This window comes from Xanthomonas sp. NCPPB 2922 (assembly GCF_041520885.1).
Taxonomy (GTDB): domain Bacteria; phylum Pseudomonadota; class Gammaproteobacteria; order Xanthomonadales; family Xanthomonadaceae; genus Xanthomonas; species Xanthomonas campestris.
In genome coordinates this window covers 171,309-194,673 of the sequence record NZ_JBGOFY010000006.1, presented here as the reverse complement: position 1 = coordinate 194,673, position 23,365 = coordinate 171,309, and the positions used below count along the sequence as shown (strand labels likewise).

24 protein-coding genes are annotated in these 23,365 nt (G+C 65.9%); 9 read left to right on the top strand and 15 right to left on the bottom strand.

The genetic code is table 11. The features are described from left to right. Positions 1-38 precede the first annotated feature (38 nt). The 5 genes from ubiH (at position 39) to ACD584_RS09980 (ending at position 4,936) form a co-directional block, all read left to right on the top strand. Positions 39-1,247: a 2-octaprenyl-6-methoxyphenyl hydroxylase gene (gene ubiH, locus ACD584_RS10000; RefSeq protein ID WP_076036352.1), complete on the top strand. Its 1,209-nt coding sequence runs from the start codon at positions 39-41 to the stop codon at positions 1,245-1,247. Beyond that, entirely contained in the window at positions 1,244-2,425 is a 1,182-nt protein-coding gene (locus ACD584_RS09995) for a UbiH/UbiF family hydroxylase (protein ID WP_076036351.1), read from the top strand. The genes ubiH and ACD584_RS09995 overlap by 4 nt, the downstream gene beginning before the upstream one ends. A 102-nt stretch (positions 2,426-2,527) precedes the next feature. Further along, on the top strand, positions 2,528-3,247 hold the full coding sequence (locus tag ACD584_RS09990; protein ID WP_070691974.1) for an alpha/beta fold hydrolase: 720 nt from the start codon (positions 2,528-2,530) through the stop codon (positions 3,245-3,247). Positions 3,248-3,361: 114 nt separating this feature from the next. Continuing rightward, the gene (locus ACD584_RS09985; RefSeq protein WP_011036037.1) at positions 3,362-3,793 is read left to right on the top strand and encodes a nuclear transport factor 2 family protein; all 432 of its coding nucleotides are present in this window, start codon (positions 3,362-3,364) and stop codon (positions 3,791-3,793) included. Positions 3,794-3,988: 195 nt separating this feature from the next. Continuing rightward, positions 3,989-4,936 (top strand): transporter, encoded by a 948-nt coding sequence (locus ACD584_RS09980; protein WP_014506747.1) that lies wholly within the window; start codon positions 3,989-3,991, stop codon positions 4,934-4,936. 174 nt (positions 4,937-5,110) lie between these two features. On the opposite strand, the gene ACD584_RS09975 is transcribed toward ACD584_RS09980, so the two are convergent. Further along, a complete protein-coding gene (locus ACD584_RS09975) occupies positions 5,111-5,785 on the bottom strand; it encodes a GntR family transcriptional regulator (RefSeq protein ID WP_011036039.1) in 675 nt (224 codons plus the stop codon). Between the two features lie 236 nt (positions 5,786-6,021). Between ACD584_RS09975 and ACD584_RS09970 the strand changes: the two genes are divergently transcribed. The 3 genes from ACD584_RS09970 to ACD584_RS09960 all read left to right on the top strand — a co-directional run bounded on the left by ACD584_RS09970 (position 6,022) and on the right by ACD584_RS09960 (position 8,364). After that, positions 6,022-6,921, top strand: a complete 900-nt coding sequence (locus ACD584_RS09970) for a gallate dioxygenase (protein ID WP_011036040.1) — start codon at positions 6,022-6,024, stop codon at positions 6,919-6,921. A 9-nt stretch (positions 6,922-6,930) separates the two neighbouring features. Continuing rightward, a complete protein-coding gene (locus tag ACD584_RS09965; RefSeq protein ID WP_011036041.1) occupies positions 6,931-7,290 on the top strand; it encodes a protocatechuate 4,5-dioxygenase subunit alpha in 360 nt (119 codons plus the stop codon). 72 nt (positions 7,291-7,362) lie between these two features. Next, on the top strand, positions 7,363-8,364 hold the full coding sequence (locus tag ACD584_RS09960) for a LysR substrate-binding domain-containing protein (protein WP_011036042.1): 1,002 nt from the start codon (positions 7,363-7,365) through the stop codon (positions 8,362-8,364). A 330-nt stretch (positions 8,365-8,694) separates the two neighbouring features. On the opposite strand, the gene ACD584_RS09955 is transcribed toward ACD584_RS09960, so the two are convergent. From ACD584_RS09955 to ACD584_RS09925, 7 genes are all read right to left on the bottom strand, one after another. Next, the gene (locus ACD584_RS09955; RefSeq protein WP_076036350.1) at positions 8,695-10,173 is read right to left on the bottom strand and encodes an AMP-binding protein; all 1,479 of its coding nucleotides are present in this window, start codon (positions 10,171-10,173) and stop codon (positions 8,695-8,697) included. A 216-nt stretch (positions 10,174-10,389) separates the two neighbouring features. Beyond that, on the bottom strand, positions 10,390-11,859 hold the full coding sequence (locus tag ACD584_RS09950; protein ID WP_116923753.1) for an aldehyde dehydrogenase: 1,470 nt from the start codon (positions 11,857-11,859) through the stop codon (positions 10,390-10,392). A gap of 86 nt (positions 11,860-11,945) precedes the next feature. Then, on the bottom strand, positions 11,946-12,773 hold the full coding sequence (locus tag ACD584_RS09945) for a p-hydroxycinnamoyl CoA hydratase/lyase (RefSeq protein WP_014506751.1): 828 nt from the start codon (positions 12,771-12,773) through the stop codon (positions 11,946-11,948). A 33-nt stretch (positions 12,774-12,806) separates the two neighbouring features. Next, entirely contained in the window at positions 12,807-13,277 is a 471-nt protein-coding gene (locus ACD584_RS09940; protein ID WP_076036349.1) for a MarR family winged helix-turn-helix transcriptional regulator, read from the bottom strand. A gap of 144 nt (positions 13,278-13,421) precedes the next feature. Then, a complete protein-coding gene (locus ACD584_RS09935; protein WP_076036348.1) occupies positions 13,422-13,817 on the bottom strand; it encodes a hypothetical protein in 396 nt (131 codons plus the stop codon). Positions 13,818-14,052: 235 nt separating this feature from the next. Next, the gene (locus ACD584_RS09930; protein WP_040941735.1) at positions 14,053-14,775 is read right to left on the bottom strand and encodes a hypothetical protein; all 723 of its coding nucleotides are present in this window, start codon (positions 14,773-14,775) and stop codon (positions 14,053-14,055) included. Positions 14,776-14,856: 81 nt separating this feature from the next. Continuing rightward, a complete protein-coding gene (locus ACD584_RS09925; protein ID WP_012439163.1) occupies positions 14,857-15,759 on the bottom strand; it encodes an SMP-30/gluconolactonase/LRE family protein in 903 nt (300 codons plus the stop codon). A gap of 124 nt (positions 15,760-15,883) precedes the next feature. Between ACD584_RS09925 and ACD584_RS09920 the strand changes: the two genes are divergently transcribed. Beyond that, positions 15,884-16,993, top strand: coding sequence for a Gfo/Idh/MocA family protein (locus ACD584_RS09920; RefSeq protein WP_175611568.1), 1,110 nt, complete (start codon positions 15,884-15,886; stop codon positions 16,991-16,993). A 269-nt stretch (positions 16,994-17,262) separates the two neighbouring features. Here ACD584_RS09920 and rlmM read toward each other — a convergent pair whose 3' ends face one another. The 7 genes from rlmM to ACD584_RS09885 all read right to left on the bottom strand — a co-directional run bounded on the left by rlmM (position 17,263) and on the right by ACD584_RS09885 (position 23,358). Beyond that, entirely contained in the window at positions 17,263-18,306 is a 1,044-nt protein-coding gene (gene rlmM / locus ACD584_RS09915; RefSeq protein ID WP_076036346.1) for a 23S rRNA (cytidine(2498)-2'-O)-methyltransferase RlmM, read from the bottom strand. Between the two features lie 21 nt (positions 18,307-18,327). Next, positions 18,328-18,888: a nucleoside deaminase gene (locus ACD584_RS09910; protein ID WP_011036053.1), complete on the bottom strand. Its 561-nt coding sequence runs from the start codon at positions 18,886-18,888 to the stop codon at positions 18,328-18,330. Further along, positions 18,888-19,286 (bottom strand): hypothetical protein, encoded by a 399-nt coding sequence (locus ACD584_RS09905; RefSeq protein WP_070691991.1) that lies wholly within the window; start codon positions 19,284-19,286, stop codon positions 18,888-18,890. The genes ACD584_RS09910 and ACD584_RS09905 overlap by 1 nt, the downstream gene beginning before the upstream one ends. A gap of 72 nt (positions 19,287-19,358) precedes the next feature. After that, positions 19,359-19,721, bottom strand: coding sequence for an STN domain-containing protein (locus ACD584_RS09900; RefSeq protein WP_029217139.1), 363 nt, complete (start codon positions 19,719-19,721; stop codon positions 19,359-19,361). Positions 19,722-19,779: 58 nt separating this feature from the next. Beyond that, entirely contained in the window at positions 19,780-20,709 is a 930-nt protein-coding gene (locus ACD584_RS09895) for a DMT family transporter (protein ID WP_076036345.1), read from the bottom strand. 125 nt (positions 20,710-20,834) lie between these two features. Next, a complete protein-coding gene (locus ACD584_RS09890; protein WP_076036344.1) occupies positions 20,835-21,575 on the bottom strand; it encodes an AraC family transcriptional regulator in 741 nt (246 codons plus the stop codon). Positions 21,576-21,618: 43 nt separating this feature from the next. Then, positions 21,619-23,358 carry a glutamine--tRNA ligase/YqeY domain fusion protein gene (locus tag ACD584_RS09885; protein WP_076036343.1) on the bottom strand — a complete coding sequence of 580 codons (1,740 nt, stop codon included), beginning with the start codon at positions 23,356-23,358 and terminating at the stop codon, positions 21,619-21,621. Positions 23,359-23,365 lie beyond the last annotated feature (7 nt).

Sequence of the window (23,365 nt, the reverse complement as noted above, 5' to 3'; positions counted from 1 at the left end):
ACGCCAACAGGCCATGGGCGAAGGCTTATCATGTGGGGATGACATACCTACATGACGTTCTGATCGTGGGCGGCGGCCTGGTCGGCTCCAGCCTGGCGATCGCGCTGGACCGCATCGGCCTGGATGTCGGGCTGGTGGAAGCCACCCCGGCGGGCACTCCGCCAGCGGTGTTCGACCAACGTAACCTCAGTTTTGCCGCCGCCACCGTCAACGCGCTCGGCGGACTTGGGGTGATGGCCAAGTTGCGCAGCCCGCCGGGGCCGATCCGGCGCATCCATGTCAGCCGCGCAGGCGACTTTGGCCGGGTGCAGCTGGACGCCGCCGACTACGGGCGCGACAGCTTCGGCCAGGTGGTGGTGGCGCGCGACTTCGGTGACGCCTTGCAGGCACGCCTGGACGAACTGACCCATCTACGCCGCTATCGCCCGGCGCGTTGCATCGGGGTCGAACCGGTGCAGGACGGCCTGCGCGCACTGCGCCTGTCTACCGATGAAGGCGAGCAGCTTGTGCGGGCCAGGCTGGTGGTCGGCGCCGATGGCCGCGACAGCGCAGTGCGCGAGCTGCTGCATATCGGCAGCGAAGCGCACGACTTTTTCCAGACCCTGTTCGTCGCGCGGGTGCGCGCATCCAAGCCGCCGGATGGCACCGCGTGGGAGCGCTTCGGCGAGCACGGGCCAACGGCATTACTGCCGCGCGGCGACCGACATTACGGCGCCATCCATTGCGTGGCGCGTGCCGACGCCGAGGCGGTGGCTGCGCTCGACGAGGCCGGCTGGCTGGCCCGCCTGCAGCGCGCGGCCGGTTGGCGCGCCGGGCGTTTTGTCGCCAGCGGCGAGCGCAGCGCGTATCCGTTGGTGCAGGTGCTGGCCACCAATCTGGTGGCCGAGCGCGTGGTGCTGATCGGCAATGCGGCGCAGACACTGCACCCGATCGGCGCGCAAGGCTTCAACCTCGGCTTGCGCGATGCGCTGACGCTGGCCGAATTGATCGAACACGATCGCAGCGATGCCGGTGCGGGCGCGCTTCTGAGCGAGTATCTGGCGCGTCGGCGCGTGGACCGCGAACAGACCATCGGGTTTTCCAGCGGATTGGCACGGCTCACCGGCAATCCGGCGCCGTTGCTGCGGCCGTTGCGCAGTCTCGGGCTGCTGGCCACCTCGCAGGCGGCACCGCTGCAATCGATGCTGGTCGGCGGGGCAATGGGCTTCCGTGGCGACGTGCCGCAGCTATGCCGGGGGATCGCATGAGCCGCCGCAGCACCCGCGATGCATTGATCGTCGGCGGTGGTGTGGTCGGTGCCGCCTGCGCGCTGGCCCTAGCCGATGCGGGCTTGAGCGTCGCTTTAGTCGAAGGCCGTGAGCCTGCGCGGTGGCACGCAGAGCAACCCGATCTGCGCGTGTACGCCTTTGCCGCTGACAATGCCGCGCTGCTGGAGAGTCTGGGCGTGTGGAAGGCCGTGCGCGCCGCACGTGTGCAGCCGTACCGGCGCATGCGGGTCTGGGACGCAGGCGGTGGCGGCCAATTGAGTTTCGATGCCGACACGCTGGGCCGCGAACAACTTGGCTGGATCGTCGAACACGCGTTGCTGGTCGATCGCCTGTGGGCCGCCGTGCATGCCGCAGGCATCGCAGTGCATTGCCCGGCGCGCGTGACCGAGCTGGAGCAGGATGCAAGCAGCGTGCGCCTGCGCCTGGATGACGGCAGCCGGCTGGAGGCGGCGATTGCGATTGCCGCCGATGGCGCGGCATCCACGTTGCGCGAGTTGACCGGCATGCCGGTGGCGCGGCATGCCTATGCACAGCGAGGCGTGGTGGCGTTCGTGCAGACCGAGCAGCCGCATCAATCCACCGCATGGCAGCGCTTTTTGCCCACCGGCCCGCTGGCCTTCCTGCCGTTCACCGATGGCCGCAGTTCGATCGTGTGGACCTTGCCCGATGCCGATGCCGAGCGCGTGCTGGATCTGGACGATGCTGCGTTTTCGCGCGAGCTGACCCAGGCCTTTGCTGGCCGTCTGGGCGCGGTGAAGGTGAGCTCGCCGCGCGCGGCGTTCCCGCTGCAGCGGCAACTGGTGCAGCAGTACGTCAGCGGCCGCGTCCTGACCCTGGGAGATGCCGCACACGTGGTGCATCCGCTGGCCGGGCAGGGCGTGAATCTGGGATTGCGCGATGTCGCGGCGTTGAGCACGTTGGCGCACGACGCACTGGCGCGTCGCGCCGACTGGGCCGCGCCGCACCGGCTGCAGCGCTGGGCGCGCACGCGCCGCAGCGAAAATACCGTCGCTGCGTATGGGTTCGACGCCATCAACCGCGTGTTCTCCAACGACGAGATGCATCTGACCCTGCTGCGCGGTTCGGTGCTGGGGGCGGCGGGCAAGCTGCCGCCGTTGGTGGACCTGCTGTGGAAGCGCGCGTCCGGCAACGCGTAGGCGCACCGCGCTGACGGTTTGCTGGCCGCTATGTTCCAGCGCTAATAGCGAAGGCTGCAGTTTCCATACGACGGATACGCCCGGGCTGGCTACAGTCGGGCCATGACCTCCGCCGTTCCCGCACGACTCACCCCGCCGCTGCTCCTGCTGAGCGGGCTGCTGTGTGATGCCAGCATCTGGGACGCGCAACGCGCGGCGCTGGCGGACATCGCCGAGGTGCAGGTGCTCGATTTCCCCGGCATCGACAGCGTGCAGCAGATGGCTGCACAGGCATTGGCCGCCGCGCCAGACCAGTTTGCGCTGGCCGGTCATTCGATGGGCGGCCGGGTGGCGCTGGAGATCGTGCGGCAGGCGCCGGGGCGCGTGCAGCGTCTGGCGCTGCTCGACACCGGCGTGCATCCGGCGCACGCGCAGGAGCACACGCAGCGTGGTGCGCTGGTGGAGCTTGCGCGCCGTGACGGCATGCAGGTGCTGGCCCGGCAGTGGCTGCCGCCGATGCTGCACCCCGACCGCCACGACGATGCCGAACTGATGGACGCACTAGTCGCCATGGTCATGCGGCAGACCCCGCACAGCTATGCCGCCCAGGTGACCGCGCTACTGAACCGGCCCGATGCCGCGCCCGTGCTGGCGCAGGTGCAGTGTCCAACGCTGCTCGGCGTTGGCCGCCAAGACAGCTGGAGTCCGCTGGAACGCCACCAGGACATGGCGCGGGAGATCCCGCACGCGCAATTGGTGGTGTTCGAACACAGCGGGCATATGACGCCGGTAGAAGCGCCTGCTGCGGTCAGCGCCGCGCTGCGCGATTGGCTGGCTGCATGACCACCGTCTCCCCGTTCGACGGCAGACCCATCGGCTCGCCAATGCACGTGCGCTGACGTCAGCGTCGCCCGCCGCATTTTTATCCGTAGCACCCATTGCCAGTGAGGCCACCGCGTGTCCCCAGACGCTTCGATCACCGTTGCCTGCGAACAGCTGATCCGCCGATTCGCCTTGCACAACGATCGCCATGAACATGACGCGCTGGCTGCATTGTTCACCGCCGATGGCGTGTTTGCACGGCCGAGCGCGCCAGATACACCCGTGCATGGGCGTGAGGCGATTCGCGAGGCATTCCGTGCACGTGCGCCGCGTAGTACCTGCCATCTCATGCTCAATACCCTGGTCAGCGTGCACTCTGACACATTGGCCCATGCGCATAGCTACGTGGTGCTGTACAGCGCACCACAGGCCACCACGCCGCCGCCGTGGACCGCACAGGCGCCGGCATTGATTGGCACGTTCGACGATGTGCTAGTGCGCCAGGACGAGCATTGGCTGTTCAAGCAACGCCTCGGCGCATTGCTGGTGCGCGTGGAAGCGCACTAGACACCTACCACCGCTGTTCACCGATGCCGCCGACGAACCCGGGCGGCATTGCACCACCGCTCCTCCCCCCTGTCGCGTTGCCTCAATCGCCCATCCTTATCGGAGAATCGCCTAGTGGAACGCGCATGCTTGTCTGTTGGTCGTCGTCCTTCATCGTCCCGGTCGCGCCGCCAGCATGCGGGCAGGCTGGCCCTCTTGCTCGGCACGCTGGCACCGGCGGTCGTCCTTGCGCAGGCAGCGCCCGACACAGTGGCCATGCCGCAGGGCATCAACCTGGGCGGCACCAGTTTCATGGATGGCTTCGGCTCCACCACGCCTGGCTGGACGGTGCTGGAATACCTGCGCTACTACGATCTGGATGCGATCAAGAATGCGCGCGGGGATAACTCGCCTGCGTTTCGCGACCCGCAGGTCGGGGTCAGTGCGTTGCTGACCCAGTTGATCTACGTGACCCCGTATTCGCTGGGGCGCGGCTCGCTGAGTTTCAACACCATCATCCCGCTGGTGAATTACGACACCTCGTTCGCAGCCGACAGCCCGGTGCGCTTGCGCAGCAATGGGTTTGGCATGGGCGATATTTCGTTCGGTCCGGCGCTGCAGATGCCGCCGGTCATGCGGGACGGGCGTGTGTTCTTCTTTCAGCGCTTTGCGCTGGATCTGTTCGCACCGGTCGGTAAGTTTGATCGCGACATCGCCATCAACCAGGGCACCGGTTTCTGGTCGATCGCACCGCAGTGGGCATTCACGGTGCAGCCCACCGATAATTGGGAAATCAGTGCGCGCATCAACTATCTCTACAATTTCCGCACCGATCGCGCCGGTGGCGTGCCACCAATCCCGGGGTTCCGGTTTCGCAACGGCCAGGCCGGCGATGCGGTCTGGGTCAACTTTGCCAGCTCGGTGAAAGTGAGCGAGCAACTGCGCGTGGGTGTGAACGGCTATTTCCTGCAGCAGCTCAAAGACAACCGGACCAACGGTGAGCGCGTGGCCGACAGCAAGCGCATGCAGCTGTATCTGGGTCCTGGGCTGTCCTGGCGCGTGGATGCAAAGAACCTGTTCAACCTCAATCTGTACATCCCGCTGGACGTGGAGAATTCGGTCGCCGGTAACAGCGTGAACCTGATGTACGTGCATTCGTTGTAGCGTGCGCTACGGCGTGCATGCGGGCGCAAAGCCGGCATGCACGTGACGTGGAGTGCAGGAGGGGCGCAACTCGCACTGCGCGCTTGCGCAACGACAGGGTGGACACGCGCGTGAGTATTGACGCAGGCTACTTTCGCGGTTTGGCTGCGATGCAAACGCAGCCGAGCCGCAGACTTACATCCCCATGCTGTGGCGTTGCGTGTTGGCATGCTCGCGGAACAATAGTTCGGCGCGCGCGCCATCGCGTTGCTCGATGGCGGTGACGATCGCGCCGTGCTGGCGGTGGCCGTAGAACAGATCGTCGTAGGCGAGCGTCGGCGAGCGTTGCCCGAACACCACGTTGGTGGGGCTGACAAACGGCACCAGCGTGCAGCGGTCCACCGTCTCGGTCAGGATCGGTTTGTCGGCCGCCATCACGATCATCCGGTGGAACCGCGCGTTCATATCGCCGTAGGCCAGTTCGTCGCTGGCATCCAGGGTGCGCTTGGCCAGGATGCGGTCACCCTCGTCCAGGCAGCCATGCAGTGCGGCGAGCAGGGTGGCGGAGGCGCCTTGTTCGGCCACCGCGCGCGCAGCCATGCCTTCCATCAGGGCCCGGACCGCCAGCGCGTCCAGGCTTTCCTGCTGGCTGAAGCGGCGCACTGCGTAGCCGCGGTTGCCCGCCTGCACCAGCAGGCCCTCCTGACAAAGCGCAGGCAGCGCCTGACGGATGGGGGTGCGGGAAATCGCCAGGCGCTCGGCCAGGGCGGCCTCGGTGATGCGCTCGCCTGGCGCAAAGGTGCCGCACAGGATCAGTTCGCGTAGCTGCTGGACCGCTTGCAATCGGTGGTTGTTCGCCATGGGCTCCATTCTCTCGCGCCTAACCGTGCTGCCTGCCCGCCCGAGTGGCAAAACTCGATGCAGCCCGCACAAAAACCTTGCGGATGAGGTCGCTTGATGGCAATTTGGATCCCAAGGATACCGTTTCGGGGCGAAGCCGTCCCGGTTGATCGAGTTTGGGATCCCAAGCGGCACCGATCCCACCCACATTGACGCGCGCTGTTCCGCATGACGCGGTCCGGCCGCTCGCCTCGCAGGAGTGCAGCATGGCAAGCATCATTGGCGGGATCGGCACCTCGCACGTGCCCACCATCGGCGTGGCCTACGACAAGGGCAAACAGCAGGATCCGCTGTGGAAGCCGTTGTTCGACGGCTACACCCCGGTGGCCAACTGGCTGGCCGAACAGCAGCCGGACGTGCTGGTGTTCTTCTACAACGACCATTGCACGACGTTCTTCTTCGACCTGTACCCGACCTTCGCACTGGGCGTCGGCGAGCGTTTCCCGATCGCCGACGAGGGCGCCGGCTTGCGGGACCTGCCGCCCATCCGGGGCGACGTCAAGCTGCAGGCCCACATCGCCGAATGCCTGGTCAATGACGAATTCGATCTGACCGTATTCCAGGACAAGCCCATCGACCACGGCTGCGCCGCGCCGCTGCCGCTGCTGTGGCCGCACGTGCCTGACTGGCCCGGCACGGTGGTACCGATCGCCATCAATGTCCTGCAGTACCCGCTGCCGACCGCGCGCCGCTGCTACCGCCTGGGCCAGGCGCTGCGGCGGGCGATCGAGTCGTATCCGGAAGATCTCAAGGTGGTGGTGGTGGGCACCGGCGGGTTGTCGCACCAGATCCATGGCGAGCGCACCGGCTTCAACAACACCGAGTGGGACATGGAATTTCTGGACCGCTTCCAGCACGCACCGGAAACGCTGACCGACCTGACGCATACCGACTACGTCCGCCTGGGCGGCGCGGAAAGCGTGGAGCAGATCATGTGGCTGGCGATGCGCGGCGCGATGGGTGGGCCGATCCGCAAGCTGCACCAGAACTATTACCTGATGACCACCACCGCAATGACCGTGGTGCTGTACGAGCCCGGCGAAGAACGCGCCGATGCCCCGCGCTCTGCCGACTGGCTTGGGCACGCAAACGCGAATGCAGCCTGAGGATCGGACATGAATCCACAAGTGCAAGGCATGGACCAACTCGGCGGCACCTATGTGTTCGATCTGCGCACCAGCAATCGCGCGCTGCGGATCAACCGCTTTTTCTGGCACATGATTCGCGCGCCGTGGCGCGACCGCTTCCTGCAGGATGCCGAGGCGTTGATGCAGGAGGCCGACCTCAGCGAGCAGGAAAAAGAGTTGATCCGCGCGCGCGATTGGCTGGGGTTGGTGCAGTACGGCGCCAACTTCTTCGTGATCGAAAAGTTCGCCCGGGTGGTGCGCATGACCAACCTGCAGGTCTACGCCATCATGCGCGGCGAGACCTTTGAAGCCTTCATGCAGACGCGACGCGTACCCGATGCGCGCTGATCCCACCTCACGCACGTCCAGGGCACGCGATTGCGCGGGCCTTTTTGTTTTTCCCTACTGAAGGTCGTCCCCATGACCATGTCCTCCGTGTTCTTCGAACACCGCATCAAGGTCCGGCATCTGCGCGTCATCGAAGCGCTGGACCGGCAAAAGAGCCTGCTGCGCGCATCGCGCGTGCTCAACGTTACCCAGCCCGCGCTGACGCGCGCATTGCAGGAGATCGAAGAGATCGTCGGTGCGCCGCTGTTCGAGCGCCACTCGCGCGGGGTGCGTCCCAATGCGATGGGCGAGGTGCTGGTACAGACCGCGCACGTGGTGCTGGGCCAACTGCGGCGCGCGCAGGATACGTTCGAAGGGCTGCTGCAGGACGACGCGCTCACCATCACCGTCGGCGCGCTGCCCGTGGCCGCCAGCGGGCTGCTGCCTGCAGTGCTGGCGGCGCTGTACCGCGCTGAGCCGACCTTGCGTGTGCGCCTGCTGCATGGGCGCACCGACGAGCTGCTGCCCAAGCTGGCCGGCAATGAGATCGATCTGGTGGTTGGACGGCTGTATCCGCTGGCGCGCTACGACGCGTTGGTGCGCAAGGTGCTGTATCAGGACCCGATCGCCCTGGTGGCGCGCAGCGACCATCCGTTGTTCGCCGATGGCCAGGTGCGTATCGCCGAGGCCGCGGCGTATCGCCAGGTACTGCCAACTTTAAGCCAGCATGTCGAGCGCGATGTGGCGCAGGTGATGCGCGAGCACGGGCTGGCCACGCGCGATCAGCTGCGTTCCAGCTCAGCGAGCTTTACCCGCGAGATCCTGCTCGGCACCGATTGCATCGCGGTAATGCCCAGCATGATGGTCTCGGGCGATATCGCACGTGGCGAGCTACGCGCGTTTCAGTTGCAGCAGCCGTCGCAGGCGCGCGCCGGTGGCGTGATCTATCGCGACAGCGGCGCGATCCTCAAGCCGGGCGTGCGGCTGTTGATGCGTGAGCTGGAGCGTCAGCTGAAGACCATGGCCGAGCAGGGCGCCGTGTGGGTCGATGACCAGGCCGGTGAATACGACGTGCTGATGGATGCGTCTGCGTAGCTGAAGGTTGCTGCGCGCGCGTGATGCTGCGTGGTTGAACGGGACGGCTGGGCACGCCCGTGTTGGGCACCGGTCTCCGTTCGATCGCGATCGTGTCCGTCGCGGTCGTGTCCGTGTCCGTGTATCTGCTGCAGTGCTGTCCGGAAGTGGTGTTGCACAGTGGTGAGCCAGCATGCGGCTCGCCGCACCGGTTGAGCACAGCTGCGTCTTCTCTTTGGATCTATGCGTCTTGTCGCGTCGCGTACCGTGCATGCGTGGGTAGTGCGGAATCACAAGAACCAAGCGGGCCGCAGTACGCGCGCCCACCTGTTCGATGGCCCGCCACCTGCATCAGGCCTCCTTCGCCAGGACATCCTTCAAGCGCGCTTTTTGCAGTTTGCCCGTGGCAGTGCGTGGCAGCGCCTCGACCACGCGCAGGTGCTTGGGTACCTTGTACTTGGCCAGGCGTTCGCTCAGATAGCTGCGAATCCGCTCCAGGTCCGGGGTTTCGGTGGCTGGCACGATCGCCAGATAGCCCACTTCGCCCCATTGCGCGTCGGCCATGCCGACCACGGCGCACTCGCGGATTTCTGGATGGTCGGCCAGCACGGCTTCGATCTCTGCGGGATACACATTTTCACCCCCGGAAATGAACATGTCTTTCTTGCGGTCGACTACCCAGAAAAACCCATCGGCATCGCGTCGCACGATGTCGCCGGTGCGGAACCAGCCCGCGCCATCGCGCATCTCGGCAGTGGCCTGCGGGTCGCGCCAGTAGCCTGGGCTGAGGTTGGGCCCGCGCAACAGCAGTTCGCCCGGCATGCCCACCTCACAGTCGTTGCCCTCGTTATCCACGACCCGCGTCTGCACGGTGGGTGATGAGATTCCCGCTGCACCGAGCTTGCTGCGGATCACCTCGCAATCCACCGACATGCCGAACACGGTGCCGGCTTCGCTCATGCCGAAGCCGCAGACCATCGGGATGCCATCCTCCAGCCAGCCCAGCAGGTCCTCGCTGGCGTGCGGCGCGCCGCCGCTGACCAACGCGGTGAGATGACGGAGCGCTGCAGGATCGAAGCCTGGCTGGCTGCGGAAGGCCTGCATCATCTGTGGCACGCCGACGTAATGGGTGATGCCCAATGCCGGGTTGCCCAGCCAGCCCAGCGTGCGTTTGGGCTCGAAGCCATTGGAGACCTGGATCGAGCCGCCCATTGCCAGCACCGGGCGCACGTTGGTAGCCAGGCCGATGATATGAAACATCGGCGCCTCGCACAGAAAACTGCTGTGCGCTTCCACCCGTGTGGTGACGCCGAAGTTGTGCGCGACCTGTTGCAGGTTCTGTTCGCTCAACATCACGCCCTTGGGCTGGCCGGACGTGCCGGAGGTGAACAGGATCAGGCTGACCCGATCGGGCGGAATGTAGGGTGTTTCGGCAGGTGCAAGCTGCTTGGCGTTGTCGATGAAGCGGGCGAAGTCTTCCACCTGCGCGCGTCCGGCAGCGACATCGTCGCCCAGCAGCAAGCGAGGCTCTGCACGCTGCAACAAGGCATCCAGCTCAGTGCCACTCAGCCGCCAGTTGAGCGGTACGTAGATTGCACCAACCCGCGCACAGGCAAAATGCAACGCAACCTGCCAGACCGAATTGCGCGCCAGCACCGCAAGCCGTTCGCCGTCGACACAGCCGCGTGTCTGCAGCACGGCAGCCAGGCGACCGATCAGGTCGTCCAGTTCGGCGTAGGTCCATTCCTGTTGCAGCAGCAGGTCGCGGGCAGCAAGCCGCTGCGGTGTCAGGCGGGCATGGAACGATATCGAGTCGGTCGGCATGGTCAAGAAGCTGTCTTCCGGTACGGATGAGGGAGTGACGGGCGTGTAGTGCGACGGAGGTGGCAAGACGGTTCAAGTGCATGCATCTGTATGCAGTGCGCGTTCACCACAGCATTGGCAAGCAAAGCTGCAGCAGCGAGCGCAACGCGACGCATGGCGCAGCGCGTTGCGCATGTTGGCAACGTGATCGGTGTTGCACGCTTTTGACTGCGTTAAACGGTGTTAGCCGAGATAGATCGTTTTGGTTTCGAGAAACCCGTGCAGGCCTTCGATGCCACCTTCGCGGCCGATGCCGGAGTGTTTGACACCACCGAACGGCATCTCGATATCCACGCACATGCCGTTGATCGAATGGCTGCCGCTCCGCATGCGTCGCGCAATCGCGTAGGCGCGTTCGGGATCGTCGCTATAGACGGTGCCATGCAGGCCGTAATCGCTGTCGTTGACTTTGGCGATCAGATCTTCTTCGTTGTGATAGTCGATAAAACTCACGACGGGGCCGAAGATTTCTTCGCGGGCAATGGTCATCTCCGGCGTCACACCTGCAAACACGGTCGGCTCAAGAAAGAAACCGCGTGGCAAGTGCTCTGGCCGCCCGCCGCCCATGACCAGCTTTGCGCCTTCGGCGCTGCCCTGGGCGATGTAGCCTTGCACACGTTCCAACTGGCGGCCGAGTGCCAGCGGGCCCATGCCCGTGTCGGCGGCAAACGGGTCGCCGAGTTTGAGCGTGGCCAGCGCCGAGCAATACGCTTGCAGGATGGCCTCGCGCCGATGCGCGGGGACCAGTACGCGGGTGAGCGCGAAACACACCTGGCCGGTGATCGGCATCGAGTAGGGCACCAGGCTGGGCAGCACTTTCTCGATGTCGGCATCCTCCAGCACGATCGCTGCCGACTTGCCGCCCAGCTCCAGCCCGACGCGCGCCAGCCGCTCGGCGCAGGCCACACCGATCGATCGCCCTGCCTGGGTGGAGCCGGTGAAGCTCACCTTGTCCACGGAGGGGTGCCGGATCAGCTGTTCACCCACCTCGCGCCCAGCCGGGAGCAAATTGAACACGCCATCCGGCAGCCCGGCGGCGCTGATGCATTCGGCCAGAATATAGGCGTCGATCGGCGTTTCCGGAGACGGCTTGGCAACCACGGTGCAGCCGGCCGCCAGCGCGGCGGCGACCTTGTAGCAGAGCAGCACCAACGGCGCATTCCACGGCGTGATGGCGACGACCACGCCGACCGGTTCCTGCACCACATGCACGCGCCCGCCGCTGGAGCGCGTGCGTGGCTCGACGAACGGGTGGGTGGTGATCAGGTCGCCGTAGTAGTCGAACAGATCCGGCGCCTGCTTGGAGGCGCGCCGACTGAAACCGATGGTGGCGCCGACCTGCGCCGTCCATGCATCTGCCAGTTCCGGCATGCGCGCCCGCAAATGCTCGGCAATGCGCTTGAGTGCGGCGCCGCGTTCTGGCGGCGGCAGCTGCGGCCAGGGGCCCCTGTCGAAGGCTCTGCGCGCCGCGGCAACCGCGGCCTCGGTGTCGGCATGCGATGGTTCGATGTAGCGCAGCAGGCGTTCTTCGGTGTGCGGCGCGACGACATCCAGCGTCTGGCGGCCGGTGCTGGCGCGCCACTGACCATCAATGAACAGTCCCAACGGTCCACGCGCGGCGATGCCACGCAGGGTCGCGGCTAAGGCTTCCATACTCCCTCCTCGGTGCAGAAAACCACTGGCGGCAGCGATGGGCGGCACGTGCGTTGCACGGGCCGCTCACGCGCCGAAGGCGTTGCTCAGTTGGTGCCGGCGTCCGGCTCGTACGCGCCCAGACCGGGCTTGTAGCGCTTTTCGTCGATGAACTGACGGATGCCTTCCTTGCGCGCGTTGTTGTCGAACGAGTTGGCCGCTTCCTGCATGCGCACCAGATAGTCTTCGGCCTCGTCGTAAGTCATGGTGCCGACGCGACGCACGGCGTCCTTGGCATATTTCAGTGCCACCGGGTTTTTCTTGAGCAGCAACTCGGCCACTTCGCGCGTGCGTGTTTCCAGCCGTTCCAGCGGCACACTTTCGTTGACCAGGCGCCACTCGGCCGCCTTCTTGCCGTCGACCAATTCGCCGGTGAGCGTCATCCACATTGCATCGCGCATGGAGAGCAATTCCACCGCCACCTTGGTGACGCCGCCGCCGGGCAGGATGCCCCAGTTGATTTCCGACAGGCCGAATTGCGCCTCGTCGGCGGCGATGGCCAGGTCGCAGGCGAACAACGGGCCGAAGCCGCCGCCGAAACACCACCCGTTGACCATGGCGATGGTGGGTTTTTGATACCAGCGCAGCCGGCGGAACCAGCCATAGGATTCGCGCTGCGAACGGCGCACCCCGCGCAGGCCTTGTGCTTCGGTCTCGCGAAAGTATTCCTTCAGGTCCATGCCGGCCGACCACGCAGTGCCTTCGCCGCCGAGCACCAGCACGCCGACGTTGTCGTCGAATTCCAGCTCGTCCAGCACGTCCAGCATGCGGCGATTGAGCGCCGGGCTCATCGCGTTGCGCTTGTCCGGCCGCGCAAACTTTACCCACGCAATGCGGTTTTCCACATGCACCGATACCACGTCATGCTCGTTCAAGCGGCCTCTCCTAGCAGTGAGGGATGTAGCGGATCAGAGTGATTCGGCCAGCGCGTCTTCGGCGTCTGCCGGTTGCAGGACAGTGCTGGCGTTCAATTTGCACAGCAGGCGCAACAGGGTCTGGCGTTCGCCAGCCTGCAGATCGCTGCAGGTGCGTTCGGTGGCGCGCGCCAGGCAGCCCTGCGCGGTCACAAGCGTCTGTTCGCCCAGCTGCGTGAGATAGAGCCCCTTGCTGCGCCGATCACGGCCGGCCAGGCGTTCGATCAGGCCCTGCTCGGCGAGCGCGTTTGCGATCTTCATGCCGGCGGCGCGATTGACCAGCAGGCGTTGACCAAGTTCAGTCTGATCGCAACCGGGTTGGTCGCGGATGTGGATCAGTGCGGTGACTCGCGCCGGGGTGAGGTGCAGCTCGGCCAGTTCCTGCCGCGCGGCATGCCCGGAAGCCAGGGCAGCCAGTTGCAGTTGATAGCCAAGGTCGGCAGCAAGGGCCAGGCGAGCGGTCATCGGGGCGTCCAGATTGTATCCATTAAATACAATCTAGCCGACCCAAGCGGACCCTGCAATAGGCAAAGACGGCCGCTGCATGAATAACTGTGCGCGTGTCCGTGCGGCGGCGCGCACGGCCCGCTGCGCAAGGAGCGCGGGCAGTTACTGGATCAGCCAGCCGGCCAGCTGTTCGCGGCTGAGGGCGCCGCTGTGGCGCGTATCGAGTGCGTCGAATTCATCGGCCAGTGCCGGGTTGGCCTGCGCCTCGGCGCGGCTGATGCGGCCGTCGCCATCGGTGTCCATCGCCTGGAAATCGATGCGGTAACTGCCCACCACGCTGGTAGGCTGGATGGAGCGCACGATTACGCTGGATTCGCCGCGCGGGCGCTCCAACTGCGCCTGGTGGGTCACTTCGCCGCTGGCCAGCGGCTGGGTACGGATGGCGCTGGGCACATCGATCAACGGCATGCTGCTGGCGGGCGTGGGCGCCTGCTGGCTCCAGGCAGTGCCGCTGGCGAGCAGCAGCAACGAACAGGTAACGGTGCGGAGCTTGGTCATCAGATCCCCCCTGATGTGGAACAGCCCGCAAGCCTAGCGCCGATGGCGGGCGGCTGCGAGCCATTCCTGGCGTGGCCGGTTGTGAGGCGCGCTGTATTTCCGTGGTGGACGCGGCATCCGCATGCGTGTTGAGCGTGTGCAGCCATGCGGTGGTGACTGGTTGTCGCAGCGAAGAACCGCTGATCAACGCATCGACGTTGCAGGATCGTGCGGACCTGCAACGCCGTGCGTACGCTCAGCCAGGGATGAAGGGGAACACGATCTTCAGCAAGCCTTTCAAGCCGCCTTCGGCGGTGCTGGCCACGGCCTTGGCTCCCAGGCTGTTGAGCGCGCGCCGCACATCTTCCCAGCGCACCTGCGTGATGTCTTTTTTCAGCAGGTCGGACACTTCTTCGGCGGTAGGCGTGAGCTTTTGCAGTTCGCGCACGGTGGCCTGCGGGTCCGGCTGCAGATAGCCCCAGCGTTCGGCGATCTTCAGCAGCGTGTCGAAGCGCACCGCCACCACTTCACGATTGCGCTCGTACACCGGCAGCGCGCCGACATCCAGAATGGCCTGCTCGAACTGCTGTGCATCATCGGGGTGTTCGATGCGCACGGCCAGAAACCCTTCCTTGCGGCTGCGTTCGCTGACATGTTTTGCGCCCGAGCGCAGATTATCTTCGGTGAGTACGTTGGCCACGATGCGCTGCATTGCCGCGTCGCCTTCTTCGGGCACCAACGCGCGCCAGCGTGCGTAGCCATCGCGACGCAGCGCCTTCACCTTGGCCGAGGTCACCCGCAGCTGCAGTGCGACCGCGGCATTGGAGCTGTTGCGGGAGATCGCGCCGTCGCGCTCCAGCAACACGAAGATCAACAATTCCAGATCGCGTTTGGTGAGCGACTGGAAGCCTTGCAGCAAGGTCAGGCGCAGGAATTCGCTGCCAAAGGCGGCCGCGTCCTTCAGTTCGATCGGTTGCATGAGGAGTCCTCCACAGGTGACATGCAGCATGCCAGGACGCCGTTGCGTGCCCTGAGAACCGCTGCGACGTGCGCAGCAGTTTCAGCGTCCGGTTTCGCGGCCGGGGCGGTCGGACCTGAACGTTTCAACTGCGCCGCGGTCCTGCAGCGTGACGAACACCTGCTTGCCGTCGGTGCCGCCAAACGCCACGTTGCTGGCCTTGCGGCCCTTGAGCGCGATGGTGCGCAGCAGCTTGCCCTGCGGCGACACCACCGCGATCTGGCCGGCGTCGTAGCGGCCGATGTAGAGATTGCCGTCGGCATCGCAGCGCATGCCGTCCAGGCCGAAATCGGGGAATTCGATCAATACGCGCTTGTTACGCAGGCCGCCGTCCACGCGGTCGTAGACCCACACCTTGCGCGCCATGCTCTCGTTGACGTACAGGTGCTTGCCATCCGGGCTCACATCCAGGCCATTGGGCGTGGTCATGCCGTCTTCGAGCAGTTGCACGGCGCCATCGCGGCTGACCTGCCACAGGCGGCCGCTGTTGTCGGTCCAGTTGGGATCGCTGGTATAGAAGCTGCCATCGGGGGCGAGCGCAAGATCGTTGGGGCCGTTGGAGGCGGGCAGCGCGGCGAACGTGCTCACTGCGCGCGTGCGCAGATCCACGCGCAGGATCTTGCGGCCAAGCGTGTCGGCCACGAACATCGCGCCATCGCGGAAACGGATGCCATTGCCGCGGCTGCCTTCGGGCAAGGTGAGGAAGACCTCGGCCTTGGCACTGCCATCGGCGTGCAGCGTGATGCGGCCGATGGTGCCGTCCTTGTCGAGATTCACCGCGTAGATCGCACCGTCCGGCCCGGCGGCCGGGCCCTCTGCATTGCTTGTAAACGCACCATCGCCGATCAGGTCGCGTGCAACGAAGGGCGCATCCGCCGCGATGGCGAGCGAACTGGACAAGACAAGCGCAAACGGCAACAAGCGAACACAGGCGGCAGCGATCATGCGACAGGCTCCGAGAGGGTGCGCCGCAGTGTGCCAGAACGTGCGTTGCAACCATGGCGGTGATCGCCGCCGATCAAGTAAGGTGCGCGAGCAGTATTGGCCTAGTCTTGCGAGGGAGGTTTGCATGTCTGTGGAATCCGTAACGCGTCGCCGCTTGCTTGCCGCCTTCGGCGGTGCAGGCATCCTGCTCGGTGCACCTGCCTGGGCATTGCCGAAAAAAGCGCCAGGAAAACCGCTCAATGTCGCGCTTGCCGGGCTGGGCAGTTATGCCAGCGAACAGCTCGCACCGGGCCTGGCCTTGACCAAGCACTGCAGGCTCGCCGGCATCGTGACCGGTACGGCCTCGAAGATTCCGCAGTGGCAATCCAAGTACAAGATTCCCGATCGCAACGTCTACAACTACGAGAATTTCGACCAGATCGCCGATAACGACGACATCGACGTGGTCTACATCGTCACGCCCACCCATCTGCATGCGCCGCTGACATTGCGCGCGGCCGCGGCCGGCAAGCACGTATGGTGCGAAAAGCCGATGGCAATGAACGCAGGCGAGTGCGAGGCGATGATCGCTGCATGCAAACGCAACAAGGTGGCGTTGACCATTGGCTATCGCATGCAGCACGAGCCCAACACACGGCGCCTGATTGCGATGGCCAGCGAGAAGCCGTTTGGAGCCATGCAGCGCGTGCGTGCCGAAGCCGGCTACAACGGCTATCACGATGCGACCAAGGCGGACCGGCCGTGGCGCCTGCGTTCGCAATTCGGTGGCGGCGCGATGTACGACATGGGCGTGTATCCGCTCAATGCCGCGCGCTATACGGTGGGTGCCGAGCCGGTGGCCGTGACCGCCAAGCGCTGGACCGATCGCCCGGAGCTGTTCGACGAAGTCGACGAACATATGGATTTCACGCTGGAATTCCCCAATTCCGTGCGTGCGGCATGCAAGACCAGCTTCGGTGCCAACATGAATGTGCTCCGTGCCGAGTGCGAACGTGGCTGGTATGAGTTGTCGCCGTTTCAGGCCTACCAGGGCGTCACCGGCAAGGCCAGCGATGGCCGCGTGTTCGACGCCAAGGTGCCGCACCAGCAGGCACTGCAGATGGATGAAGATGCGTTGGCCATCCTCAACGGCACGCCGCTACGTGCACCGGGCGAAGAAGGCCTGCGCGACATCCGCATCGTGGATGCGATCTACCGCTCTGCGCGCGAGGGCAGCAAGCGCATCGTGCTGTAACCGCAGCCCGCTCTTTTTGTCGACGGAGCGGCCCGCTTAAATCAAGCGAGCAGGCTGGCACAAACCAGCCTGCCGTGATGCATGCGCTGAGAACAAGCCTGCAGCAGCACTACCAGCGGTGACCGAAAGCGCGACCGCCCGCCAAAAAATACCAACTGCGCGCGAGTGAACCGTCGCGCCTAGTCAGCGCATGCCCGCCAGCGAGTAGCAATGACACCACCAATCCCCGCTCTTACGATTCCCCAATCCCGATTCCCCAATCCCCGCTCCTAGCCCCGCATCGCCAGCACCGTGATTTCCTCACGGTCGTGATACAGCTGCTTGGCTCGCACGGTCAGTGATTTCTCGGCTTGCTGCTCGAACAGGTCCAGGCACAGTCGGGTCTCGTCCCAGCGTTTTTTCATTGGCAACTTGAGATTGAAGATGGTGTGGCGGCACCAGCCTTCGCGCACCCAGGTGGCCATGCGTTCGGCCACGCGGCGTGGCTGCTCGACCATGTCGCAGACCATCCAGTCCAGCGGCTGTGCGGGCTTCCAGTGAAAGCCATCGGCACGCAGATGTTCGACCAGACCGGTGGCCAGCACATGCTCGCGTAGCGGGCCGTTGTCGACACTGGTCACGTGCACGTGCTGGCGGGTGAGCACCCAGGTCCAGCCGCCCGGTGCGGCGCCCAGATCGGCGGCGCGCATGCCGGGTTTGACCAGCTGTTCGCGTTCTTCCGGGGTCAGCAGCGTGAGCAGTGCTTCGTCGAGCTTGAGTGCCGAGCGCGATGGCGCCTCCGGCAGCAATTTCAGGCGCGGAATGCCGAGCGGCCAGGGCGCGCTGTCGCTGCTGTCGGCCACTGCCAGCAGTGCGTGGTCGCCATCCAGAAAACAGATGTGCACGCGTGGCAGTCGCGCTTGTGGTTTGTCGGTCAGCAGGCCGGCCTTGCGCAATGCAGGCCGCAACGCATTCCCGAAGCTGCGGGCCAGGCCGGCCAGCGGTTTGCCGGCGTCCGAATCCGGATGCTCCACCCACAGATCGCCAAAGCGCGGTTGGCCGTCCAGCGCCGCCAGGATCGGGGTGATGCGGTCCTTGGGATCGAGGCCCTTGAGTTCGGCGAGCACCACCAGTTTCTGGCGCGCGAAGATCAGCTCGCGCCACTGCAGCCTGGCGGCCAGCTGCGCGGCCTCGTCGCAGACAAACAACACATAGCCATCGTTACGCTGCGTGCGCGCATAGCCGGCAATGCCGACAAACGCTGCGCGGGCGCTGAGTTCGGCGGCCAGTTCCGGCTCGAAGCCCTGCCGGCAATAGCACAGCAGCCCGCTCATCGCAGTGCCTGCCGTGGGAGGTCAATAATGATCACCGCCACCCTCGCCATAGCTGCGCAACACCGCGCAGGCCTGTTCGCGCTGCACATCGCGCACCACCTCGATGCCGCGACGGGTCAGCTCGCCCACCCAGTCGGCCGGCAGCGGGCCTTCGTCGAATTCGGTCAAGGCCATCACGTCTTCGGCGCGCGCGCCGATCAGCAGGCGGTCGATGCCGGCCCACACGGTGGCGCCGTAGCACTGGCAGCACGGCTGCGCAGAGGTGGCCAGGGTCACCGGCGACAGGACATCGTTCAACCGTGGCGTCTGCAGGCGCTGCTGGGCCAGCATGTAGGCCATGTTTTCCGCATGTGCCAGCGAAGTGTTCTGTGGCACCACGCGGTTCACCGCCGCGGCGATGATGCGGTCGTCGGGCCCGAACACCACCGCCCCAAACGGGCCGCCGCTGCGTGCTTCCACGTTCATCCGCGACAGATCGATCGCCAGCGCCACTTTCTCGGCGTCGCCAGGATAGGCGCGGCTAGCGTCCACATGGTCGTGGATCCAGGCGGGCAGGGTGAGGTGAACTTGCGCGTAGAGCATCACTGGACCGGTGCAGGAGAGGAATCGGGGCGGCGCAGTGTATCGGTCTGTGCATCGCTTGCGGCACATTGGCCGGAAACGCACTGACAGGCACTGATCTCGCGGAAGCCGCACACACTCATCGTGCCGCTGGCCTGACATTGCGCCAGCACGCCCTTGGGGTCGGTGGCGCTGTTGACGTTGACGCATGCGGGAAACGCGCCGCAACAGTTGCCCACGTCTTTCACCGTGCAATCGGCATCGGTGCGGCAGGTGGTGTTGACCTGGATGCGCTTGATGGGTGAGGCCGATGCGGGCGGTGTGGCCGCTTCAGTGGGCGGGGGAGCAACACAGCCAATCAGCAAGGCCTGTGCGATCAGCAGCACGGTGCTCAGGAGCCAGGAATGGGGGCGGGGCATGCGGGCGTCCTGCAAGGGGCGGAGGACTGCCATGGTAGCCCTCCTGCCCACGCCGCACGCCGCTGTGGCCGGTCAGCGGCTCAGCGTGATCGAATCGGCGGTTTCTTGCTGGACCACGATCCCGGTGCCGGCGATGGCCTGGCGCACTGCCTGTCGGATGCTCACCTGGCCGTGCACCGCATTGACCGGCACTGCATCGAAGGAGCGGTCGGTGGGCGGGGAAAACTGAATCGCGCAGCGGGTGGCGTGGGCCAGCTGCTGCATGGTTTCGTCCAGCCGCGCTGGCGGGATGTCGTAGTTCGGCGGCACTGCGACCACATCGCAGGGGCCGCTGGGCGGCGTGCTCGCCTGTGGGCCAGCGGGCTGGGTTGTGCAGGCGCCCAGGCCAAGCATCAGGCAAGCCAACGCGCAGCGTAGGGATGGGGAAATATGCATGGGCATTGCGTGGGGTCAATGCCGCAGGGTAGGCACCTGGTGTGGTGCCGGCGGTGAGTCAGTTCGTTTCGCCATGCAGCGCTGCGCACCACAGCACGCCCACCAGCAGGCAGGCGATGGCGGCCAGCTCCAGCCCGGTGGGCAGGCGCGCTTCCCAGGCAAAGCCGTACAGCAGCGCGAACACCGTTTCGAACACGATCATCTGGCCGACCAGGGTCAGCGGCAGCAGCCGGCTGGCGCGGTTCCACAGGCCATTGCCGATCACCGAGGCGAGCGCCGCCAGCACCAGTGCAATGGCCCAGAAGCGGGCCCAGTCAAGCGGCGCATGCACGGTGGTGTCGAGCAATGTGAGCGGGGCCAATAGCAGCGCCAGTGCTCCGGTGACCACGCCGGTCAGCAGCGACCAGTCCTGGCTGGACAGGTCGGCGCGGCGGCGCAGCCAGCGGGCATTGCCGATGGAATACACCGACCAGCTGATCAGTGCGCCCACCGCGCACAACAGCCCGGCCACGCGGGTGCCCAGATCCGACGCCTGCGCGCCGCCGTTGCGCTGCAAGGTGTCCACGGCCACCAGCGCCACGCCTGCCACGCACAGCACGCACGGCGCGGCCAGGCGCCGTAATCCCACCGCACCGGCGGCGCGCGTGCCGATCACCGTGACCACCACCGGCAGCAGGCCGATGATCAGCGCGGTGGCCGCACCACCGGCCCATTGCACGGCACTGCCGAGCAGCACGTAGTAGATCAGGTTGCCCAGCAGGCTCAGGCGCACCAGCGCCCACCACTCGGCGCGGCCCAGCCGGGCGGCGGTGCGCCGCGCGCGCGGCGCCAGCACCAATGCGGCCACTGCGCCATACGCCAGGTAGCGCGACAACGCCAGTTGCAACGGCGAAAACGCCGCCAGCAACTGTGGTGCCAAAAACACCAACCCCCACAACGCGCCGGCGCCCATGCCACTGGCCACGCCTGCCATCAGCCGCTCACGCATCGCACGCCTCCTTCCAGGCGCACAGCATGCCGCGTGTGTGCAGGGGCGGCTTGACCCGAACTCTTGTGCGACGTTCAGCCTGGCCGCCGCTGTGCGCGGGGATCACACCGCCCACGGCATGCCGCTCAGCGCGTGCCGGCATGGGGCTGGCGTCGATACGCCGCCGGCGTCATGCCCAGGGTGCGGCGCATCGCACGCGTCAGTGCGGTCTGGTCCGACCAGCCATGCACCAGTGCCAGCTGCGCGATCGGCACATCGGTATGCGCCAGCTGCAGGCAGACGCGCTGCAGCCGCAACGCACCCAGCCATTGCTGCGGCGTTTGATCGAAGGTGTCGCGAAACAGCGCGTGTACGCGGCCTGCGCCCATGCCCAGGTACGCGGCCATGCGCTGCACCGGCCAGGGCTCGGCGTGTGTTGCGGTAATCGTGTCGCACAGCTGCTGCAGGCGCTGCAGTGGTGCAGGATCGGCGCGCAGGGCGTGCAGCAGGGGCGGCAGACAATGGCCACGCAGCAGGGCAGGTACGGCATCGCGCGTGCGGCAGTGCTGGTCGATGAAGTTGGCAATGGCCAGCAGGCGTGGCGTGGTGGCCACAAATGGCCGCTGTTGCAGCTGCTCCACGCGATGGGCGCCCACGTCAGCGACGCTGCATTCCAGGATCAGAAAACGGTTGTCGTCGTGCGCGGCCTGATCGTGAGCGGTGTGCGGTGCGATGACCACCGCCTGCCGGTGATCGACGCGCCCGCCGCGTCCACCGACCTCGATCTCCAACGTGCCGCGAACCGGCAGCACCACCTGCACATGGGCGTGGCGGTGGCGATACCCGTCACGCCCGTACTGGCGCAGGTGCAGGGCGCCATCGGTCATTGCAGCAGGGCCGCGCCGTTGCGAACAGCGGCGCGGCGGAGCCTCACTTGGCCCAGGTGTCGCGCAGGGTCACGCTGCGGTTGAAGACCGGCGTGGCGGCACTGTGGTCGCGGCGGTCGGCCACGAAATAGCCGGTGCGTTCGAATTGGAACGCCTGCTCGGGCGCGGCCTGCGCCGCCGACGGTTCCACATAGCCGCGCACGCTGCGCTTGGACTCGGGATTGAGGTAGTCGCGGTAGGTCTTGCCTTCAGACTCGTCGTCGGGCTTTTCCACCGAGAACAGACGGTCGTACAGCCGGATTTCCGCCTCCATCGCATGCGCGGCGCTGACCCAATGGATGGTGCCCTTGACCTTGCGATTGGAGCCGATCATGCCCGGGCGCGATTCCGGATCCAGCCAGCCGCGCAGCTCCACGATCTCGCCGGCGGCGTTCTTGATCACTTCATCCACCCGCGCAATGCCCGCGCCGCGCAGACGGATCTCGCCGCCCGGCACCAGCCGCTTCCAGCCCTTGGGCGGCACTTCGGCAAAATCCTCGCGCTCGATCCACAGCTCGCGCGCAAACGGCACCTCACGCGTGCCGAAGCTCTCGTCCTTGGGGTGGTTGGAAAACTGCAGTGTCTCGGTGTGGCCCTCGGGCAGGTTGGTCAGCACCAGCTTGAGCGGGTCGATGACGGCCATGCGCCGCGCGGCGGCCGCGTCCAGGTCTTCGCGCAGGCAGCCTTCCAGTACCGAGAAATCGATCACCGAGTTCTGTTTGCTGATACCCACGCGGTCCACGAACAGGCGCATCGCCGCCGGCGTATAGCCGCGCCGGCGCAGACCCTGCAGCGTGTACATGCGCGGGTCGTCCCAGCCGTCCACCAACTGTTCTTCCACCAGTGCGGTGAGCTTGCGCTTGCTCATCACCGTGTAGTTGATGTTCAGGCGCGAGAACTCGATCTGGCGCGGCTTGGCGGCTTCCTTCGGGTAGCCCTTGCCCAGCAGCGGCGCCAGCAGCTCGGGATGGCCGCTCAGGTCCACCTTGTCCACGCACCAGTCGTACAACGGGCGGTGGTCTTCGAATTCCAGCGTGCACAGCGAATGGGTGATGCCTTCCACCGCATCGCCCAGCGAATGCGCGAAGTCGTACATCGGGTAGATCGGCCAGGCGTTGCCGGTGTTCTGGTGTTCGACGTGCTTGATGCGGTACAGCGCCGGGTCGCGCAGGTTGATGTTGCCGCTGGCCATGTCGATCTTGGCGCGCAGTGTGCGCGCGCCATCGGGGAATTCGCCGGCCCGCATGCGCCGGAACAGGTCCAGGTTTTCGTCGACGCTGCGTTCGCGGAACGGCGAGTTGCGGCCCGGCTCGGTCAGCGTGCCGCGGTATTGGCGCACCTGCTCGGCCGAGAGGTCGCAGACGAACGCATGGCCGTCGCGGATCAGCTTTTCCGCCGCCAGGTAGTACACCTCGAAGTAATCGGAGGCGTGCCGCAGCTGCGCCCACTCAAAGCCCAGCCAGCGCACGTCGTCCTGGATGGCGACCACGAACTCGGGGTCTTCCTTGGCCGGGTTGGTGTCGTCCAGGCGCAGGTTGCACAGCCCGCCGAACTCGGCCGCCAGGCCGAAGTCCAGGCAGATCGCCTTGGCATGGCCGATATGCAGGTAGCCGTTGGGCTCGGGCGGGAAGCGGGTGCGGATGGCCGTGTGCTTGCCGCTGGCCAGATCCTCGCGAACGATCTGGCGGATGAAGTCTTTCTTCTCCGCCGGGGCGGTGGCGTCGGTGGCTGGAATCTCGGACATGCGGGGC

Coding starts and splice junctions, on each gene's coding strand:
- ACD584_RS09990 (WP_070691974.1), top strand. CDS start 2,528: ATGACCTCCGCCGTTCCCGCACGACTCACCCCGCCGCTGCTCCTGCTG.
- ACD584_RS09930 (WP_040941735.1), bottom strand. CDS start 14,775: ATGCAACCGATCGAACTGAAGGACGCGGCCGCCTTTGGCAGCGAATTC.
- ubiH (WP_076036352.1), top strand. CDS start 39: ATGACATACCTACATGACGTTCTGATCGTGGGCGGCGGCCTGGTCGGC.
- ACD584_RS09965 (WP_011036041.1), top strand. CDS start 6,931: ATGAATCCACAAGTGCAAGGCATGGACCAACTCGGCGGCACCTATGTG.
- ACD584_RS09920 (WP_175611568.1), top strand. CDS start 15,884: ATGTCTGTGGAATCCGTAACGCGTCGCCGCTTGCTTGCCGCCTTCGGC.
- ACD584_RS09895 (WP_076036345.1), bottom strand. CDS start 20,709: ATGCGTGAGCGGCTGATGGCAGGCGTGGCCAGTGGCATGGGCGCCGGC.
- rlmM (WP_076036346.1), bottom strand. CDS start 18,306: ATGAGCGGGCTGCTGTGCTATTGCCGGCAGGGCTTCGAGCCGGAACTG.
- ACD584_RS09940 (WP_076036349.1), bottom strand. CDS start 13,277: ATGACCGCTCGCCTGGCCCTTGCTGCCGACCTTGGCTATCAACTGCAA.
- ACD584_RS09960 (WP_011036042.1), top strand. CDS start 7,363: ATGACCATGTCCTCCGTGTTCTTCGAACACCGCATCAAGGTCCGGCAT.
- ACD584_RS09900 (WP_029217139.1), bottom strand. CDS start 19,721: ATGCATATTTCCCCATCCCTACGCTGCGCGTTGGCTTGCCTGATGCTT.
- ACD584_RS09905 (WP_070691991.1), bottom strand. CDS start 19,286: ATGCCCCGCCCCCATTCCTGGCTCCTGAGCACCGTGCTGCTGATCGCA.
- ACD584_RS09975 (WP_011036039.1), bottom strand. CDS start 5,785: ATGGAGCCCATGGCGAACAACCACCGATTGCAAGCGGTCCAGCAGCTA.
- ACD584_RS09910 (WP_011036053.1), bottom strand. CDS start 18,888: ATGCTCTACGCGCAAGTTCACCTCACCCTGCCCGCCTGGATCCACGAC.
- ACD584_RS09970 (WP_011036040.1), top strand. CDS start 6,022: ATGGCAAGCATCATTGGCGGGATCGGCACCTCGCACGTGCCCACCATC.
- ACD584_RS09890 (WP_076036344.1), bottom strand. CDS start 21,575: ATGACCGATGGCGCCCTGCACCTGCGCCAGTACGGGCGTGACGGGTAT.
- ACD584_RS09925 (WP_012439163.1), bottom strand. CDS start 15,759: ATGATCGCTGCCGCCTGTGTTCGCTTGTTGCCGTTTGCGCTTGTCTTG.
- ACD584_RS09935 (WP_076036348.1), bottom strand. CDS start 13,817: ATGACCAAGCTCCGCACCGTTACCTGTTCGTTGCTGCTGCTCGCCAGC.
- ACD584_RS09950 (WP_116923753.1), bottom strand. CDS start 11,859: ATGGAAGCCTTAGCCGCGACCCTGCGTGGCATCGCCGCGCGTGGACCG.
- ACD584_RS09885 (WP_076036343.1), bottom strand. CDS start 23,358: ATGTCCGAGATTCCAGCCACCGACGCCACCGCCCCGGCGGAGAAGAAA.
- ACD584_RS09995 (WP_076036351.1), top strand. CDS start 1,244: ATGAGCCGCCGCAGCACCCGCGATGCATTGATCGTCGGCGGTGGTGTG.